A 19,986-nucleotide genomic window follows, 5' to 3' on the forward strand; every position below is an offset into this window, starting at 1 on the left:
TTATGAAAACTCAACTGACTGCGGCAATTATTCTTTTTTGTTCTCTTATAAATGCTCAAGACATCAAAGTTTCCAAAGGCAGGGTTCAACGATTTGAGAATTTTAAATCCCAATTTGTCGATGCCCGAAATGTAGATGTTTGGTTGCCCAATGGGTATAATGCTAATGAAAAATATTCCGTTTTGTACATGCACGACGGTCAAATGCTGTTTGATGCTTCAACCACTTGGAACAAACAAGCTTGGGAAGTGGATGAAGTCGCCGGAAAATTAAACGATGAAGGCAAAGTCAAGAAATTTATCGTTGTTGGGATTTGGAATATTGCCGCAAAACGCCATCCCGAATACTTTCCGCAAAAGCCTTATGAGAGTTTAACACAAACCCAAAAAGATACAATCACGGCTCAATTGCAGAAAGCAGGAAGAACGATGCAAGTTTTCAAACCTTATTCCGATTTGTATTTGAAATTTTTGGTGACTGAGTTGAAACCTTTTATTGACAAAAACTTTTCAACGCATAAGGATAAAGACAACACTTTTATTGCCGGTTCAAGTATGGGTGGATTGGTTTCGATGTATGCGATTTGTGAATATCCGGAAGTTTTTGGCGCGGCCGCTTGTATTTCGACGCATTGGCCTGGCATTTTTGCGGTAGAAAACAATCCGATTCCGGAAGCTTTTTATACGTATTTGAGAAAGAAACTTCCCAATCCAAAGACTAACCGAATTTACTTTGATTACGGTGACCAAACTTTAGATGCTTTGTATCCGCCGTTGCAAGAGAAAGTTGATGCGGTTATGATTGAAAAAGGATTTACTTCAGACCATTGGATTACTAAATTCTTTCCGGGAAAAAATCATTCGGAAGAAGCTTGGGCTGAACGTTTGGCTATTCCGCTGGAGTTTTTGTTGAGGAAATAGAAAATTGCCTGACTTACTTTTTGGAACATGGATGACACAGATTAGACTGATTTAAAAAGATTTTTTAAAACTGTTAGTGAAAATGTAAGGTCATAATTTTGACTGAATACTAAACCCTAGCCCGGATTGCAATGAAAATCCTTTTGCACAGTTCCAAACTGTGGAAAAGATTGTAATGGAAAGCCGGAAATAGCTCCTACTAAAAAACCCATTCAGTTACGAATGGGTTTCTTTTTATAATCAATAGAAATTATATTTTATTACGTTTTCTGTCGTTTTCGTTTAAGTAAATTTTTCTCAAACGAATAGATTTTGGCGTAACCTCCACATATTCATCTTTTTGAATGTACTCTAAAGCTTCTTCTAGAGAGAAAATGATTGGCGGAATAATTCTGGCTTTTTCATCATTTCCAGAAGAACGAACGTTAGACTGTTTTTTAGCCTTAGTTACGTTGATACTCATATCATCGCTACGAGAGTTTTCACCGATTACTTGACCTTCGTAGATTTCGTCGTTAGGGTTAACGAAGAATTTACCACGATCTTGTAATTTATCGATAGAATAAGGAATGGCTTTTCCGTTTTCCATAGAGATTAACGAACCGTTGTTACGTCCCGGAATTTCACCTTTGAATGGTTCGTAACCAATGTAACGGTGAGACATAATCGCTTCACCGGCTGTAGCCGTCAGTAATTGATTACGCAATCCGATGATTCCACGAGATGGAATATTGAATTTTACGATCATACGTTCGCCTTTGGCTTCCATAGAAAGCATTTCCCCTTTACGGATAGAAACGAATTCGACAGCACGACCTGACAAATGCTCTGGTAAATCGATAGTTAACTCTTCAATTGGCTCACATTTAACCCCATCAATTTCTTTGATGATTACTTGTGGTTGTCCAATTTGCAATTCGTAACCTTCTCTTCTCATGGTTTCAATTAAAACCGATAAGTGAAGTACACCACGACCGAATACCATAAATTTATCTGCAGAATCAGTTTCACCCAATTTCATCGCTAAGTTTTTCTCTAACTCTTTGGTCAGTCTGTCTCTAATGTGACGTGACGTGACAAATTTACCTTCTTTACCAAAGAAAGGTGAGTCATTAATAGTAAACAACATGCTCATGGTTGGTTCATCGATAGCAATGGTTTGCAAAGCTTCCGGGTTTTCGAAGTCGGCGATAGTATCTCCAATTTCAAAACCTTCTACTCCAACAATGGCACAGATATCTCCGGCTATAACTTCAGCAACTTTTTTACGGCCAAGACCTTCAAAAGTGTGTAATTCTTTGATTCTTGATTTCATTATGGTGCCGTCTCTTTTTACCAAAGAGATTGGCATTCCTTCTTTTAAAACACCTCTTTCCAAACGACCGATGGCGATACGACCGGTAAATGAAGAGAAGTCTAAGGATGTAATTAACATTTGAGGGGTTCCTTCAGACACTTTTGGCGCCGGAACGTGTTCCACTACCATGTCTAATAAAGGTTCGATGTTTGTCGTTACATTTCTGAAGTCATCTGACATCCAGTTTTGTTTGGCCGAACCGTAAACGGTTGGGAAATCCAACTGCCATTCTTCTGCGCCTAATTCGAACATTAAGTCGAATACTTTTTCGTGTACTTCTTCCGGAGTACAGTTTTCTTTGTCTACTTTATTGATAACCACACAAGGTTTTAATCCTAGATCGATAGCCTTTTGCAACACAAAACGGGTTTGTGGCATTGGTCCTTCGAAAGCATCTACTAAAAGACAAACGCCGTCAGCCATGTTTAATACTCTTTCTACTTCACCACCAAAATCGGCGTGACCCGGAGTATCAATAATGTTGATTTTAGTCCCTTTATAAACAACCGAAACGTTTTTAGAAGTAATGGTAATTCCTCTTTCACGTTCTAGGTCATTGTTGTCAAGAATTAAATCACCGGTATTTTCGTTTTCACGAAATAACTGACAGTGATACATAATTTTGTCAACCAAAGTCGTTTTTCCGTGGTCAACGTGAGCAATAATTGCAATGTTTCTAATAGATTCCATGTGTGCTTTTTTGTGGGTGCAAAGGTACACTTTATTTTTAGATAAAAAACCAATAACAAATTAGTTTACACTTTATTAAAATTGGACAGAAAGTTTAAAAAAAACTTAATAAGTTTTTGGCTAAATTTTAAAACTAATTTGAAAATCTATATATTTGGAGTAATGAAAAATAATTCTAATAAAATAACATTAACGTACGTCCTTATTTTAATGTTTGTGGCTGTACTCGGTCATCAATTTTTTTTAGATTTTAGTAAAACTTCGGACGATTCCTCATTATACTTTTACATTCGAGACTTTATTTTCATTTTGATTTCAGGAATTATTTTAAAAATCATTCTAAACCAAAATGCCCAAAGCAACAAGTCGGTTTTTGAAAAACTACAAATCACTAACAATGAAATCATTGAATCCAATGAACGATATGACATTGTAGCCAAAGCAACTAGTGATACTATTTGGGATTGGAAAATTGAAGACGATAGTTTTATTTGGAACAAAGGAATACAAGGCATTTTTGGATACAAAAAAGAAGAAGTCGGAAAAACATCTAAATGGTGGTTTGAAAGAATTCATCCGGAGGACAGTTTAAAGATGTCGGTAAAACTTTACTCCTTTTTGGAACAAAAAACAGAGAAATGGCAAGACGAATACCGTTTTCAATGTGCAGACGGAAGTTACAAATATGTTTTTGACAGGGGATTTTTAGTTAAAGACAAAGAAGGCAAGCCTATCAGGATGATTGGAGCCATTCAGGATATTACTAAACAGAAAGAAGAAGAGCAACGATTAAGATTACTGGAAACGGTAATTACACAAACCAAAGACGCAGTGATGATTACAGATATTGATACTTCGACTGAAGTAATACCGAATATCATCTTTGTCAACTCTGCTTTTACGGACATGACAGGTTACAAGGCCAATGAAGTGATTGGAAAATCTCCGGTGATGTTCTTTGGGCCAAAATCAGATATTTTAGAATTTGACAAATTAAAAACCGCGATTCAAGACTATAAAGAATGTTTTATAGAAACGATAAGCTACAAAAAAAACGGGGAAGAGTTTTGGATTAACTTTTCTATGATTCCGGTAACCAACAAAGACGGTGAGCATTCTCACTGGATTTCCATTCAAAGAGATGTTACTGAAGAGAAAAATAAAGTAAAAGAAAGAGAGCAATTGATCCGTGAATTGACACAAAACAATAAAGACTTAAAACAATTTTCTTATATTACTTCACACAATTTAAGGGCACCATTATCCAATTTAACCGGTTTGTTAAACTTGGTTGAAGACATTCCGGTTGAAGACCCAGAATTAAAAGAAATCATTGATGGTTTTTCCAAATCAACTCATTTGCTAAATGAAACTATTAATGATTTGGTTAAAGTAGTTATCATTAAAGATAATCCTTCAATCCAAAAAGAAAAAGTCTTGATTAAGGAAATCTTTGAAAACGTATTCAATCAATTAAGTTTTTTAATAGGATTACATAAGCCTATATTAAAGATAGATTTAGAAGAAGTGACTATATTGAATATTAATAAGTCATATTTAGAAAGCATTTTTTTAAATTTACTGACCAATGCTATAAAATACAGAAGCGAAGGCAAACAATTAAGAATAAATATCTCTTCAAAAGTGGTGAATGATGATTTAATCCTAACGTTTAAAGACAATGGAATCGGAATTGATTTGGTGAGAAATAAAGACAAAATTTTTGGTTTGTACCAAAGATTCCACAATCATCCTGACAGCAAAGGATTGGGATTGTATTTAGTAAAATCCCAAGTAGAAGCGATGGGCGGAACCATAACTGTAGCTAGTGCTGTAGGCAAAGGAACTACCTTTACTATAACATTTAAAAATAATTAATCTTTACAAATGCTTAATAAAATACTTTGTGTAGATGACGATGCCATTACTTTAATGCTTTGTAAAAAAGTCATTGAAAGGGTTGCTTTTGCTAATGAAGTACTGACAGCCAAAAACGGCGAAGAAGCCATCAATTATTTTAATGAATTGGCACCAAAATACCAAATTGATCAAAGCTTAAGTTATCCTAAATTAATCTTTTTGGATTTGAACATGCCTATAATGAATGGTTGGGAATTTTTAGACAACTATCTCCAAAACACTTATCAGGACTTATTTACTGAGGCTAAATTTATTGTTCTATCATCTACAATAGATCCACAAGATGTCTTAAAAGCCAAAAGCTATCCTATGGTGATTGATTTTTTATCTAAACCCATAACCAAAGAAATGCTTGAGAATTTAAAATCCGGATTGTAAATTACCTAGTTATATCACATAAAAAAGTCCCGATAAATCGGGACTTTTTTTATAAGCTATTACTAAGTAAAACTATAACTTAGAAACGTGTTTAGTTAATTTAGATTTTAAATTAGCCGCTTTGTTATCATGTATGATATTTTTCTTAGCTAATTTATCAATCATAGAAATAACAGCAGACAATTTAGCAGAAGCATCTGATTTATCTGTTGCCAATCTTAACGCTTTGATAGCGTTACGAGTCGTTTTGTGTTGGTATCTGTTCAACACTCTTTTCTTTTCGTTGCTTCTGATTCTTTTTAAAGCTGACTTGTGATTTGCCATTTTCTTGTAATTTAATTGTAATTAATAATAAAATATTTAGTTAAAAAAGAAAAACCTCCCACAATTAAACATAATCACTTTGGTTTTAACTAATAAAACAAAAATCCGAGACACTGAACTCTTGTTCTATAAAACTAATTTACAACTAATCTGTAGCCCGTAGGGGAATCGAACCCCTCTTACCAGGATGAAAACCTGGCGTCCTAACCGATAGACGAACGGGCCATTAAGCCTAAAATATTGTAGCCCGTAGGGGAATCGAACCCCTCTTACCAGGATGAAAACCTGGCGTCCTAACCGATAGACGAACGGGCCATCTTTGCTTAAAATTGCGGTTGCAAAAATACAATTATTTTTCAATCACACAAGAGCGCAACTATTTTTTTTCTGATTTTTATTAATACGCTTTTGCAAACAGCACTCTACCAGCGGATTTGTTTCCGGAAAAAACACAAATTCCTTCTTCATCTTTTTGATCTAAAGGAATACAACGAATAGTTGCCTTTGTCAAATCCTTTATTTTTTCTTCTGTTTCAGGTGTTCCATCCCAATGGGCTGAGATAAAACCGGCTTTGTTTTCTAAAACATCTTTAAACTCTTCAAAAGAATTCACTTCGGTAACATGGGTGTTTCTGAAATCCAAAGCACGATTAAATAGATCTCTCTGAATTTGTTCTAATAAATCGGAGATATAATTTACAGCGCCGTCTTTGGCAATTACTTCTTTCGTCAAAGTATCACGACGGGCAATTTCAAACGTTCCGTTTTCTAAATCTTTTGGTCCAATAGCAATTCTCACAGGAACACCTTTTAACTCCCATTCGGCAAACTTAAAACCGGGCTTTTGAGTAGTTCTGTTATCAAACTTAACAGAAATACCTAACCTTTTAAATTGAGCTACCAAATCACTAGCTACTATCGAAATGCTATCAAACTCTTCGTCCGTTTTGAAAATCGGCACAATTACTACTTGAGTAGGTGCCAAATTAGGAGGCAAAACCAAACCGTTATCATCAGAATGCGTCATCACTAATGCACCCATTAAACGCGTTGAAACACCCCATGAAGTACCCCAAACGTGCTCTTGCTTCCCTTCTTGGTTAGCAAATTTTACATCAAAAGCTTTGGCAAAATTTTGCCCTAAGAAATGAGATGTTCCTGCTTGCAATGCTTTTCCGTCTTGCATTAAGGCTTCAATACAATACGTTTCTTCTGCCCCGGCAAAGCGTTCCGTTTCGGTTTTTAATCCTTTTATAACAGGAATCGCCATAAAGTTTTCTGCGAAATCGGCATAGACATGCATCATTTTTTCAGATTCTTCAATCGCTTCAGCTTTAGTTGCATGCGCAGTATGTCCTTCCTGCCATAAAAACTCAGCAGTTCTTAGAAATAATCTTGTTCTCATTTCCCAACGAACAACATTGGCCCATTGGTTGATCAACAAGGGTAAATCTCTATAAGATTGTACCCAATTTTTATAGGTGGACCAAATAATAGCTTCACTAGTAGGGCGAACAATAAGCTCTTCTTCCAATTTAGCATTGGGATCAACCATTAATTTCCCCGGTTTATCAGGATCATTTTTTAATCGATAATGGGTAACTATGGCACACTCTTTGGCAAAACCTTCAGCGTTCTTTTCTTCAGCTTCAAACATACTTTTAGGCACAAAAAGAGGAAAATAGGCATTACTATGACCGGTTTCTTTGAACATTCTGTCTAATTCAGCTTGCATTTTTTCCCAAATGGCATAGCCATATGGTTTGATAACCATACAACCTCTAACACCTGAATTCTCGGCTAAATCTGCCTTAACTACCAGTTCGTTGTACCATTTGGAATAATCTTCTTCTCTTTTCGTTAGGTTCTTACTCATATTGAATAATTTGGCATAAAAATTGTTTAACTTTTTTTAACTAAATAGTTCGACAAAACTAACTATTTTTGTATAGTCCAACAATAAAAATGCTATAGATATGAAAACTTATTATTTATTCAGTAGAAGATTGTCCCTATTTTCCCTCTTCGGAATTATGGCAATCACAATTACCTCATGTGGTTCCTATCAAAATAGTTCTTACTACGATTCTGATGGAGTTTATGGAGATTCAGAAAATAAGAGAAAGGAAACAGCATCCAATGACAACTCTCAAAGCAATAAATACCAAGAATATTTCAGCGATCTCAACAAAGAAGCAGAAATATTTACTGATGTAGACAATTACACTTCTGTTAGTAACGATTCTACAGCTACTAAAACCCAAAACTACAATGACAACAACGCCGGTTGGGGCAATAACCCTCAAGCTATAACCGTAAATGTTTATGATAACAATTGGGGTTGGGGTTATTGGAACAATTACTGGTATGGCAATTACTGGGGTTGGAGCAGTTGGGGACCATCATGGGGATGGGGTTGGAACAGTTGGTACGGTCCCGGATGGGGATGGGGTTGGAACAATTGGTATGGACCAGGATGGAATGTTGGCTGGGGCGGTTGGTATAGCCCATGGTACGGCGGTTATTATAATAATTATTACAATGGCGGTAGAAGAGGGTCTTATTTTGGCATAGCCGGAAACAGAGTAAACAATTCTAGATACGGTGTTAGAAATGCATCCAATTATGGTGTAAGAGGAAACAACTCAATCAATACGAGAAATTCGAACTTTAATTCTACTAGAAGTAATTCTAATTTCAATCCTACAAGAAGTAATTCATCCAGTCCAAGAAATAATAACAATGTTTCTCCAAGACCAAACACTAATACTTCTCAACCTAGAGGAAATGTTAGAACAGAATCTACTCCTACCCGTACCTACAGTCCTAGTAGCAACTATGGCGGTGGACGTTCTTCGTCAGGTGGTGGTGGAAGTTTCGGAGGCGGAAGATCTAGCGGCGGAGGCGGAAGAAGATAATCCAATACACTATTTTATACCTATGCTTTGTTAAACTATTGCATAGGTTTTTTTTGAACAAAAATTAAAAATACTATGAAAAAGTACTTACTATTATTATGCATTGGAATGTCATTTTCCAATATTCAAGCCCAAGAAACCACTCCTGATGATGTCATACGCTTAGCCGTAGATAACCTCAACGGAACAGCTAGATTCAGAGGAATGAGTGGTGCATTTGGCGCTGTTGGCGGCGATTTATCAGCCATTAATGTAAATCCGGCAGGATCTATATTTTTCAACAATAACTATGCTACCATTACCGGTGCCATTTATAATGCAAAAAATAAATCTCGTTATTTTGGCACCACTACTAATGATAACGACAGCACTTTAGATATCAATCAAATTGGTGCCATATTCGTATTTAAAAATGGCGCTGAAAATAAAAATGATTGGAGAAAAATTGCCGTAGGTTTAAACTACGAGAACACCAATAACTTTAACAACAGTGTGTTTTCCGCCGGAATTAATCCCTATAATTCAATTGGAAATTATTTTGTAAACATTGCGCAAGGTATCCCAACTTATGTTTTAACCGATTTCAGTTATTATGATTTAAGTTTTAATGAGCAACAAGCTTATTTGGGCTATGACACTTATATTTTTGAGCCAACTAATAACACCCCCAATAACAATTCCTATTATACTAATATTCCAGTAGGCGGAAACTATTACCAAGAGAATCAAGTTTTAACAACAGGTTACAATGGTAAATTGACGGGGAACTTTTCCGCTTCTTACAAAGATATTATCTTTCTGGGAGGAAATTTGAATTTCCACTTTGTGAATATTGAAAAGTTATTTACCGTATATGAAAGTAACGATAATCCACCTTATGATAGCGGTTCCACTATTTCGGAAATCCTTTTTGACAATAGACTTTGGACAACAGGTTCCGGATTTTCATTTAATTTAGGTGCGATTGTAAAACCCATTGAGAGTGTTCGTATTGGATTAGCCTACGAATCCCCAACATGGTTCAGACTAACAGATGAATTACAACAAGGGGTTAGCACAAGAAGTCTTAACAATCAAGACGGAAACGAATTCCCATTTTCATACCAAGACCCAATTACTTATTTGCCTTACACCATTCAAACTCCAGGAAAATGGACAGGAAGTTTGGCTTATATCTTTGGAAAAAGAGGTTTGCTTAGTGTTGATGTGTCCAGCAAAGACTACAGTTCCACAAGAATAAAGCCTAAAAATGACCCAAGTTATATAGGTATTAATAATTTCATGAACAATGCTTTAGATAACGCTATTGAAGTTCGCGTTGGCGGTGAATTCAAAATCAAACAAGTGAGTTTAAGAGCCGGTTATCGTTTTGAGGAAAGTCCGTATAAAGTAGACCAAGTATTTGGTGACTTAACCGGCTATACCGGTGGAATTGGCTATAATTTTGGCGAAAGCCGATTAGATCTGGCTTATTCTTATGATCACAGAAACAGCAATCAAGCTTTTGTTTCTTCGGGTATGACAGATCCGGCGAGAATTAGCAGATACAACAATAATGTAACTATCAGTTATTCTATCAATTTCTAATCCATTACAATACAAGTAACAAACCATCTCTAAACGAGGTGGTTTTTTTATTTACAAAAGGCAAAAAAAAATTAGAAATAAAAACGTAATTTTGCACCCTTTCCCAATAATCGGAAATAAATCTATGAGAACTAAGTCTTTAAAGAAAAACAAAATCAATGTCATTACGCTCGGATGCTCAAAAAACACTTACGACAGTGAGGTTTTAATGGGGCAATTAAAAGCCAGTGGCAAAGATGTGGTGCATGAACAAGAAGGAAATATCGTGGTGATTAACACTTGCGGTTTTATTGATAATGCCAAAGCAGAATCAGTAAATACTATATTGGAATATGCCGATAAAAAAGAAAAAGGTTTGGTCGACAAAGTTTTTGTTACCGGCTGTCTTTCTGAAAGATACCGTCCTGATTTGGAGAAAGAAATTCCCAACGTTGATCAATATTTCGGAACCACAGAATTACCCTTATTATTAAAAGCATTAGGCGCAGATTATAAACACGAATTATTAGGCGAACGCTTAACTACAACACCCAAAAACTATGCTTATTTAAAAATTGCAGAAGGCTGTGACAGACCGTGCAGTTTTTGCGCGATTCCAATTATGCGTGGTAAACACGTTTCGCAATCCATTGAAAAATTAGTTAAAGAAGCCGAAGGCTTAGCCAAAAACGGTGTAAAAGAACTAATTCTTATTGCTCAAGATTTGACTTACTACGGCTTAGATTTATACAAAAAAAGAAACTTAGCAGAGTTGCTTGAGAATTTAGTAAAAGTAGAAGGCATCGAATGGATTCGTTTGCATTATGCCTTCCCAACCGGCTTTCCAATGGATGTTTTGGATTTGATGAAACGCGAACCAAAAATTTGTAATTACATCGATATTCCGTTGCAACACATTTCAGATAACATTTTGAAATCTATGCGACGTGGTACTACAAAAGAAAAAACCACCAAATTACTAAAAGATTTCCGCGAAGCCGTTCCGGGCATGACCATTAGAACTACTTTGATTGTGGGTTATCCGGGTGAAACGCAGGAAGATTTTGAAACCATGAGAGATTGGGTTCAAGAAATGAAATTTGAAAGATTAGGCTGTTTCACTTATTCTCATGAAGAAAACACCCATGCCTATTTATTGGAAGATGATGTTCCCGAGGAAGTAAAACAAGCGCGTGCTGCCGAAATAATGGATTTGCAATCGCAAATTTCCTGGGATTTAAACCAAGAGAAAATCGGGCAAACTTTCAAATGTATTATCGACCGAAAAGAAGGTCAGTATTTTATCGGAAGAACTGAATTTGACAGTCCGGATGTAGACAACGAAGTGTTAATCGACGCAGCAAATTTCTATGTAAAAACAGGAGAATTTGTCAATGTAAAAATCGTCGATGCTACTGAGTTTGATCTTTACGGCGAACCGGTTTAATAACTAAAACTTAGCGTCACTATCCAGAAATTTTTTCCGAAAAGCTCCGTGTTTTTTGAAGCACCATTGTGAGTATAATTCAATGCAATGGGCATAGAAATTCCGTTCCCTAAGTCAAATTCTTTTGTTGCGGTTATTCCGAAATTGGTAAAAGATACTTTGCCATAATCGGCATAAGTGTAATAGGCTGCTTTATTGTTTAACACGGCGCCAACGACCGGAGAAATTTCAATGTTTTGGAAGAAATCAAATGCATAACCCAATTCAAGATAAGTCGTAAAATTCTGCTTCGGATTTTCCCCATTGCTATCGTATCGGAAGTCATTTCCGGCGACTAAAGTACTTATCGTGGCATTAAAAGGAAATTGATATCCTTCTGAAAAATCAAAATAAAGCATCGCATCAACCGTTTTGGAACCATCGCTGCCGTAATTAAAAAATGTGTTATCAACACCTTCTACGCTACTAACTGATGGCCAATAGTAATCCCAAAGTTGGAATTGCAAAAAATCAGTAATCTGATAAGTTACATAAAAATCAATCTCTTGATACCCTTTATAAGCCGAAACGCCATCGGGATAAAAATAATCGCTTTTGAAATTGGTCGTTGCCCAAAAACCTAAAGATAATTTTGACGAAACGGCATATTCAATCGTGGGTTGAATCGCAACATAATCGCCGCCCCAACATTGGCCACGCCAAAGATACCGACTGACAACATCTAAATTCAAAGAAAGTTTTTTTTCGTCTTTCTCAATAATACTGTCAATAACGACTTTATTTTCTTGCGAAAAAGAAGGAATGGAATGCAACCCAAATAACAATGCCATTGTAAAAAAGCTGTACTTCATTAGGATTTTTTTTCTAAATATTTTTCCAACAATTCAAACAAGCGTTCTCTATTTAATGGTTTTGTTATATAATCTGTAAATCCTGCTTCTTCAATTTTGGCCTTATCTTCAGAAGATGAATAAGCGGTTTGTGCAATTATCGGCAAGTTTTCTCGCATCGGTTGAATTTGCTCAATTGCCTCAAAACCGGTCATAACAGGCATTTTTATATCCATTAAGACCAGATCAATATTGGGATTACTCAAGCAGATTTCAACTGCTTCCCGACCATTAACAGCTCTGATAATTTCATAATTCTTATGCTGCATCATTTTTTGGAACAACAAGAAATTAATATTATCATCTTCAGCAATCAAAATCAATTTGTTTTCAGATTTAGTATTTTCATGATTGTTAATCGACCTAACCATGATATTTTCAACTTTGGCATACTGCAATGGAATGGAAAAGTAAAAAGTAGAACCTTCCCCTACTTTAGACTCGAGTGTGATGGTTCCGCCAAGCAGTTCCACATAGGCTTTTGAAATGGCTAAGCCTAATCCTAAACCACCAACTTTAATAGAAACATCACTGTCTACTCGCTTAAATCGATCAAAAATATTTTGGTGTTCTTGCTCATCAATTCCAAGTCCGGTATCTCTGACCGTAAAATGAATCAAATTGTTATTTTCATCAATTTCATAGCCAAAAGTCACTATTCCAACATCGGTAAACTTAATTGCATTGGTCAATAAATTGATAATAACCTGCTTCAATTTTATATCATCGGTAACGATATTAAATTGAGCCGGTAATGAGCTTTTGATTAAAATAAACTCGACATCCTTATTCTGAATAGTTACCTTAACGGTTTCGTATAGTTCATTTACACATGACTCTAAATTGACAATAGTAAAATTGGGTGTAATTTGATTGGAATCGATTTTGGACATTTCAATTAAATCATCGATTATAGAAACTAAGTTTTTACCGCTTTTTTCAATCACATTCAAGTATTCTAATTTTTCAGTTTCATTGATGTCAGTATTCAGAATTAAATCTGTGAAACCATTGATGGCGTTCATAGGCGTTCTGATTTCGTGTGATAAATTGGCTAAAAAAGAAGATTTCAAACGATCACTTTCTTCGGCTTTGATTTTGGCGGTTATCAACTCCAATTTTTGGTTGTTATTCTCCTCAAATAAATTCCCTATGTAGCTAAATTCACCATTGGATTCTTTAAGCAGTTTGATGGCTCTTTTATTACCGGTTTCTAATACTCTTCGCACCAAATCCAAAGGATAATAAACTAGTTTACGGGTATAAATTAAGTTAACTAACAAGCTGACAAAAAAGGCAACTATGATGACATACAACAAGTTGATAGTATTTTCAAAATACACTTCGAAATTCCTCTGAAACAACAATTGTCCGATAATTTTCCCTTCGGAATCTTTTAAATCAAACGCGGTTTTGATTTTATTCTTCTCACTTTCTAATGTGCTATCGGGTCTAAAAAACTGAATCTCTGCATTGGTAATATGCTCAAGATTATCAATATATTCTTGATCCATTAATCTAACAACAAAAAAGTAACCGGAAGTTTGTGTCTTGTTTTTTAAAGGATCATCAGACGGATGAATTGCGGCACCGGTAACTTCAACCATTCCTTCGGGTATTTTCAGATAAAACTTTTTAATTCCTTCTTTATTCACTAAATCCATGGCTTGCTTCGGTATAAAATCCAACGATTTAATACCAGGCGTAGGCGTTCTGATGATAAAGTTTTTTTGAGCATCATAAGCTGCTAAATACTCTGCATCGTATATTTCTAGTTCGTTACCAATGGTTTCATCAAACCAAACTTTATCTTTTGAAGCGATAAAATCTACAAATTCATCCCAATTGGAATCATTATTGATGGCAACCAAAATAGGCTTTGACTCCAAATCAAGAAGCTTATGAATTTCATTATCAAACTGTTCTACAGAATCTTTATAAACTTGCCTTTCCGCTTTCTTAGTGTAATAGAAAAGAGCAAAATATAGAATAATGAAAAAGATACTAGAAGAAACTATTAACCAAAGAATTTTGGGGAAGGTTTTTTTAACGGTCATTATTGTCTATACTCATTAGAGGTTTAGATAATAAAATTAGACTAAATAAACAGTCAATTATACCTATTAAATAAAAATAATGAACAAGTTATCAAGAATCTATGATTGAATTTAGAGCAAAACCAATCCAAACTCATTAAGGGCTTTCATTGGCTTTGAAAACCAAAACAACTCAAAATCATCAAACTGCATTTCATAATCGGCTTTGAGTTGGGCAAAAGTTAGCGTCTTTAGATTATTAATTTGAAGTAAATCAATTGTTTTCACCAGCCATTCTCCTTTGTCTTTCTCTAAATTGATTTCTAAAGTGTCTTTTTTATCCAAAAAAGTCAACTGCATCATTTCCCATACAGTCCCTTTTTTGGATTTGGTAAAAATTTCAGTTTTAGGTTTTCCACCTAACCAAATCACTTTAGCAGAAGGTTTAACGCTTAAAACATCTTCTTTTTCTAAACAATTCAAAATAAAATCAGGTGCTATTGTCGTTCTTGGAATCTTAAAATCAAACCAATCCTGCAACTCATAATCGAAACAAATGCCATGCATATAATTGTACAATGATTTCTTTAATCCAAAACTAAACTTGTCGTGATTGATTCCGGTTTTGTCTTTAAACTGAATGTCATTATTAGCAAACGTAATGTCGTTTTGCTCAGGAATCACGCCAAAATCCTCAGGAAACATGCCAACAGGACTATGAGCTGTCATGGCAAATTGATGCCAAAATCCTGATTGTAAAACACCTACTTCAAACAATTGACGCACCATTTCCAAACTATCAACGGTTTCCTGAACGGTTTGGGTTGGATAACCATACATTAAATAGGCATGAACCATAATCCCATTTTCGGTAAAGTTTCGAGTAACCTGAGCCACTTGTTCAACGGTTACCCCTTTCTTTATCAATTCCAATAATCTGTCTGAAGCCACTTCCAAGCCGCCGGAAACCGCAATACAACCGGAAGCTTTGAGCAACAAGCACAAATCTGTAGAGAAACTTTTTTCGAAACGAATGTTGGTCCACCAAGTCACCGTAAGTTTTCTGCGAATAATTTCTAAAGCCACTTCTCGCATCAAAGCCGGTGGTGCAGCTTCATCTACGAAATGGAATCCGCTTTCGCCGGTTTGGGCTATCATTTGTTCCATTCTATCGACTAAAGTTTTGGCCGCAATAGGTTCGTACAATTTAATATAATCCAAAGAAATATCACAGAACGTGCATTTACCCCAATAACAACCATGCGCCATCGTGAGCTTGTTCCAACGGCCATCGCTCCACAAACTGTGCATGGGATTGGCGATTTCTATCACTGATATGTATTGATCCAAAAGTAAATCCGAATAATCCGGAGTTCCGACTTCACTTTGCTTATAATCGGGTTGAATCGCATTATTTATATAAACGACTTGGTTGTTTTCCAAAAGAAAAGTTCGTTTAAACTCCTTTGCATTAGGATTTTGAACATTGGAATTTAAAAGTTCTACTGGCAATTCTCCGTCGTCAAGCGTTATATAGTCAAAAAATTCGAAAACTCTTTTATCTTTTAAGTCACGAAGTTCCGTATTGGGAAAACCGCCACCCATTGATATTTTGATAGTTGGAAACTGATTTTTTATAAATTGCGCACAACGAAAAGCACTGTATAAATTTCCGGGAAACGGAACTGAAATGCAAACCAATTTTGGTTGGACTTCAGTAAGTCTTTGTGCCAATATTTTGAGTGTAATTTTGTCGATGTAAGTCAATTCATTTTGCAAATGCGAATGCAATTCATCAAACGAATTCGCACTCCTACCCAATCGTTCCGCATACCGACTAAAACCAAAATTCTCATCGACACATTCAACCATAAAATCGGATAAATCTTCCAGATATAAAGTAGCTAAATGCTTGGCTTTGTCTTGCATTCCCATCGATCCAAAAGCCCATTCCATATCATCCAGTTGTGAAAATCTTAACGCTTCGGGCAGGAAGTTACCACTGCAAATTTGACGCGCTAAGGTTTGGTTTTTGCCTTGAAGAAAAGTGATGACTGCGTCAATGGTATTCACATAATCATCTTGTAAACTTAGAATTCGTTGGGAGTTTAAAGATTCGGGTTTCGCATCGACTTGAAATAAATTTATCAGACCTTCTTTGGAGAACACCGCCAAAATCACTTCTATCCCCAAATCCATTTGAAAAGCCGAAATGCTTTTGGTCTTCAAAAACCCTTTCAAATAAGCCGTTGCCGGATAAGGAGTGTTGAGTTGTGTAAATGGTGGCGTTATGAGAAGGATGTCTTTCATTTGCTTTTATGTGACAAACAAAAGTACTTTTATTTATCCGTCTTTTTTCTCTCTGCGATAAATTCGTTAAGCTTCTTACCGTAAAGCGATTTCGCTACTTTAGGAGACATCGATTTTTGGATGGTATCCAAATATTTTAAATTAATATCATAAATATCTGCCAATGCTACATAAGGTGCTACTTCAAAGTCAGCATTGTTTACCGCAAAATTGGTGGTGTATAAATATTTTCTTTTTAAAATATTCTTTTGTTCTTCTTCCATTTTGCTGACTTCTTCAAGTTTTCCGTCTTTAAAAGCCTTGAATTTTTTTTCAATCAAATCCATGTCTTGATTCACGTACCTGGCCATTACTTTACGGTAGTCATCATAGAGTTGTTGATTTTTTGACCCGCTAATTTTAACATCTGCAGTAAAAAAATCAAGCGTTGATTCTAATGTCATAGTGCCTTTTTCAGCAAAAAAAGGAATATTATTATCTAGAGAATTGGTTACACCACGATCCAAAAACAAATACAACATTTCGGGAGATTCTAAATTAAACTCACTAACAAAATGGGAATCGCCATCAATTTTAATGGTGTCAATAGGCACAAAAACCGTGTCTTTTATTCTTTGTATGTATAAAGTTCCGCTTTTTAAACCTTTGATATTTCCGTTAAGTACAAAATTTTTGTCCGATTTTTTATCCGAACAGGATACTAAAATAAGTATTGATAATATAGCGAGAAATGATTTTTGCATATTTGATAGTAAGAGGAGAATGTCTACTGGACATTCGGATTATACATTAGTAACATTCAGATATTTTAAATCTGTCCTATTTTTTGGCAATAATACTAAAAAAAAACCTCAATTTGATGACCAAATTGAGGTTTTACTATTTGCAATGAATTATTTTATTTTCCTTTTAACCAAGCATTGTTCAATAACTCTTTTGAAGCATCTTGAAGTCCATATCCTTCAACTTCTTCCATTGACAGTTTCACTTTACCTTTAATGGCTTGTTCAACACCTGCTCTTTTAATTTTAACACTGATGGCATCATCTACTTTCCAGTTTTGACTTTCCATGATCATGTCATAAATGTTGTCTAAATTATAGGCTTTATCATTGATAGAAACTATGATATCTCCGCCTTGCAAACCTAAACCTTTCATGAACTCGTTAAGATCTTCACTTGGCAATATAATAATCTCTTTTGTTTTTCCGTCAACGGTAATAAAAGGTGTCGATTGGTCTTTTAAAAACGGATTCATTGGAACACTCATTTTGGCTTTACCTACTCCAACTTTAGCAAAATAAACATCATATGGAATTGGTGTCGGACCAGCTACATAGGTATTTAAAAATTCGCCTACTTCAGGATAAGTCATGGCAGTGATTTCAGCAAATAAATCGTCATCATTGAACGGTTTTTCAGCACCATATTTTTTGGAGAGTTTTTGCATCAAATCTAAAATTCCTCTTTGCCCATTACTTTTTTCACGTATAATAATATCAATACACATTCCGATTAAAGTTCCTTTTTCATAAACGTTCAAGTATTGATCTTTGTAAGGCGGTACCAATACATTAGCGCTCATTTCAGTAAACGGCATAGTGTCATTTAAAGTCGATGCATTATTGATTTTTCCAACCATTCTTTGATAAAACTCATCAGAGTCAATTAGCCCTTGATTTACTTGAAACAAATTCGCAAAATATTCGGTTACGCCTTCGTACATCCATAAATGCTTTGACATTTTAGGGTTGTTGTAATCAAAATACTGAATCTCTTTAGAGTGAATACTTAAAGGTGTTACGATGTGAAAAAATTCGTGTGAAACCACATCTTTAATTTGCTCACCCAAAGCGGCAGCCGGCATCATTTCCGGAAAAACCACTGTAGTAGATGTATGATGTTCTAAGGCTCCAAAACCTTTGGCATCCGCTTTTTGCATATCGGACAAATACAAGAGAACCGTGTATTTTTTATTATTGTTAATGGGTCCTAAGAAAGCTTTTTGTGCCCGCATGGTTTTTTCTAAATCGGCTAAAAGTGATTGGGCTGTATGCTCTCCATTTGGTGAATATACACTAAACAAAATCTCCATTCCGTCCACTGTAAAAGTCACATAATCCGGTTTAGAATACATGATTGGGTTGTCTACCAACTCAAAATATCTTTTAGTCACAAAGTGGTCAACCGTATCACTTTTGTTTAAATCAACCAACGAGGTGGAACCAAAAAGTGTCGCCGGATGTGTTATGGTAACATTATAAGGGATTTCTAATTTATCATTAAAATACCCTATAAATCCATGATTATTCAACATAAAATTTTTGCCTTCATCGATATTGGTTCCGGCTGGTGAAAAAATCTCATCTTTTCCAAAACCTCTTCCGGTTTCGGTATCATAAGTATCATTTACCCAATAGGTAACTTTAGCTAAAGTCTTTGCATTACTGATTTTCCATGAATTGTCATCCGTTTTAGTAACGGTCAATTCGTTCCCACTTTTATCCAGTGCTTTTAAATCAACAATTAATTTACCATAATTATCCGATGAATAAGTTCCGGGTACCGTTTTGGGTATATGGAAAACGACTTCTGCTGATGTAAAACTTGGCGGTGTAATGGTTACCATTACTTTGTCCTCTTTTACTTGATTTAAATCGATTGCGACTTTTACCTCTTGAGCAACAGTAGCCTTTTTTTGAGCAACAGCATTAAAATTGAAAACTGATATAGTCAAAACAGCACTTAGAATTAGTTTTTTCATAGTCAATAATTTATTTTTTTTGGGATAAGACTTCAAATGTAATTAATAGTTACACTTTGATTTTAACATTTTAGAATTGATTAACTAAAATCGTGCCGATTAAAACTTGCCGATAGTGTTGCAGAATAAAGTAATAAATAAAAAAAACTCCTGCTGAGCAAGAGTTAAAGTGCTAATCAAATTTATTTTTGATATAGTATTTACCTTCTAAATCGTCGTCGAAATCGTCTATAATTGGTTTAGGTTTTGGCTTACTTCCGACAGCTTTCTTTTTCCAGAGTTCAAATTTATCTTTCGATAAACGTTTACGCATTAATTCGGTTACTTCGTTTTCGGTTAGGCCAAATTCTTCTTTTATTACTTCAAAAGGTTTTCTTTCCTCTTGAGCCATGCTGACAACTCTCTCTATTTGCTCGTTGTCAAATTCTGCAAGCTTACTTTTTTTCATTTCTGTAAAAGCATTATT

At 35.2% G+C, this 19,986-nt stretch carries 15 protein-coding genes and 2 tRNA genes; 6 read left to right on the forward strand and 11 right to left on the reverse strand.

All coding sequences use genetic code 11. The features are described 5' to 3' along the window. The first annotated feature begins 2 nt into the window (after positions 1-2). Positions 3-920, forward strand: coding sequence for an alpha/beta hydrolase (locus tag ICG50_RS09305; protein ID WP_187660642.1), 918 nt, complete (start codon positions 3-5; stop codon positions 918-920). Between the two features lie 250 nt (positions 921-1,170). Here ICG50_RS09305 and typA read toward each other — a convergent pair whose 3' ends face one another. After that, positions 1,171-2,967, reverse strand: coding sequence for a translational GTPase TypA (typA, locus tag ICG50_RS09310; protein WP_187660643.1), 1,797 nt, complete (start codon positions 2,965-2,967; stop codon positions 1,171-1,173). Positions 2,968-3,129: 162 nt separating this feature from the next. Here typA and ICG50_RS09315 point away from each other — a divergent pair, with 162 nt between their 5' ends. Both ICG50_RS09315 and ICG50_RS09320 read left to right on the forward strand, forming a co-directional pair. Continuing rightward, positions 3,130-4,845 (forward strand): PAS domain-containing sensor histidine kinase, encoded by a 1,716-nt coding sequence (locus tag ICG50_RS09315; protein WP_187660644.1) that lies wholly within the window; start codon positions 3,130-3,132, stop codon positions 4,843-4,845. Positions 4,846-4,854: 9 nt separating this feature from the next. Further along, a complete protein-coding gene (locus tag ICG50_RS09320) occupies positions 4,855-5,265 on the forward strand; it encodes a response regulator (protein WP_187660645.1) in 411 nt (136 codons plus the stop codon). A gap of 72 nt (positions 5,266-5,337) precedes the next feature. Here ICG50_RS09320 and rpsT read toward each other — a convergent pair whose 3' ends face one another. The 4 genes from rpsT to proS all read right to left on the reverse strand — a co-directional run bounded on the left by rpsT (position 5,338) and on the right by proS (position 7,465). Then, positions 5,338-5,589 (reverse strand): 30S ribosomal protein S20, encoded by a 252-nt coding sequence (rpsT, locus tag ICG50_RS09325; protein ID WP_121313036.1) that lies wholly within the window; start codon positions 5,587-5,589, stop codon positions 5,338-5,340. Positions 5,590-5,742: 153 nt separating this feature from the next. After that, positions 5,743-5,814: transfer RNA gene (locus ICG50_RS09330), tRNA-Glu, on the reverse strand. 18 nt (positions 5,815-5,832) lie between these two features. After that, positions 5,833-5,904: transfer RNA gene (locus ICG50_RS09335), tRNA-Glu, on the reverse strand. Positions 5,905-5,986: 82 nt separating this feature from the next. Then, on the reverse strand, positions 5,987-7,465 hold the full coding sequence (proS, locus tag ICG50_RS09340; protein WP_187660646.1) for a proline--tRNA ligase: 1,479 nt from the start codon (positions 7,463-7,465) through the stop codon (positions 5,987-5,989). 100 nt (positions 7,466-7,565) lie between these two features. Here proS and ICG50_RS13170 point away from each other — a divergent pair, with 100 nt between their 5' ends. The 3 genes from ICG50_RS13170 to rimO all read left to right on the forward strand — a co-directional run bounded on the left by ICG50_RS13170 (position 7,566) and on the right by rimO (position 11,520). Continuing rightward, positions 7,566-8,507: a hypothetical protein gene (locus ICG50_RS13170; RefSeq protein WP_187660647.1), complete on the forward strand. Its 942-nt coding sequence runs from the start codon at positions 7,566-7,568 to the stop codon at positions 8,505-8,507. Positions 8,508-8,582: 75 nt separating this feature from the next. Next, the gene (locus tag ICG50_RS09350; RefSeq protein ID WP_187660648.1) at positions 8,583-10,094 is read left to right on the forward strand and encodes an OmpP1/FadL family transporter; all 1,512 of its coding nucleotides are present in this window, start codon (positions 8,583-8,585) and stop codon (positions 10,092-10,094) included. A 124-nt stretch (positions 10,095-10,218) separates the two neighbouring features. Then, positions 10,219-11,520: a 30S ribosomal protein S12 methylthiotransferase RimO gene (gene rimO / locus ICG50_RS09355; RefSeq protein WP_187660649.1), complete on the forward strand. Its 1,302-nt coding sequence runs from the start codon at positions 10,219-10,221 to the stop codon at positions 11,518-11,520. Here the strand turns inward: rimO and ICG50_RS09360 are convergent. The 6 genes from ICG50_RS09360 to ICG50_RS09385 form a co-directional block, all read right to left on the reverse strand. Beyond that, a complete protein-coding gene (locus ICG50_RS09360) occupies positions 11,517-12,371 on the reverse strand; it encodes a TorF family putative porin (protein ID WP_187660650.1) in 855 nt (284 codons plus the stop codon). The two genes, rimO and ICG50_RS09360, sit on opposite strands and share 4 nt — an antisense overlap. Continuing rightward, on the reverse strand, positions 12,371-14,467 hold the full coding sequence (locus ICG50_RS09365; protein WP_187660651.1) for an ATP-binding protein: 2,097 nt from the start codon (positions 14,465-14,467) through the stop codon (positions 12,371-12,373). Before ICG50_RS09365 ends, ICG50_RS09360 begins: the two co-directional genes overlap by 1 nt. 111 nt (positions 14,468-14,578) lie before the next feature. After that, complete coding sequence (locus ICG50_RS09370; RefSeq protein ID WP_187660652.1) at positions 14,579-16,756, reverse strand: B12-binding domain-containing radical SAM protein; 2,178 nt, start codon at positions 16,754-16,756, stop codon at positions 14,579-14,581. A 29-nt stretch (positions 16,757-16,785) separates the two neighbouring features. Beyond that, positions 16,786-17,499, reverse strand: a complete 714-nt coding sequence (locus ICG50_RS09375) for a DUF4369 domain-containing protein (protein WP_187660653.1) — start codon at positions 17,497-17,499, stop codon at positions 16,786-16,788. A gap of 155 nt (positions 17,500-17,654) precedes the next feature. Continuing rightward, positions 17,655-19,520: a M61 family metallopeptidase gene (locus ICG50_RS09380; RefSeq protein ID WP_187660654.1), complete on the reverse strand. Its 1,866-nt coding sequence runs from the start codon at positions 19,518-19,520 to the stop codon at positions 17,655-17,657. A 172-nt stretch (positions 19,521-19,692) separates the two neighbouring features. After that, positions 19,693-19,968, reverse strand: a complete 276-nt coding sequence (locus tag ICG50_RS09385; protein WP_187660655.1) for a TIGR03643 family protein — start codon at positions 19,966-19,968, stop codon at positions 19,693-19,695. Positions 19,969-19,986: the final 18 nt, after the last annotated feature.

Source organism: Flavobacterium buctense, from assembly GCF_014486695.1.
GTDB lineage: Bacteria > Bacteroidota > Bacteroidia > Flavobacteriales > Flavobacteriaceae > Flavobacterium > Flavobacterium buctense.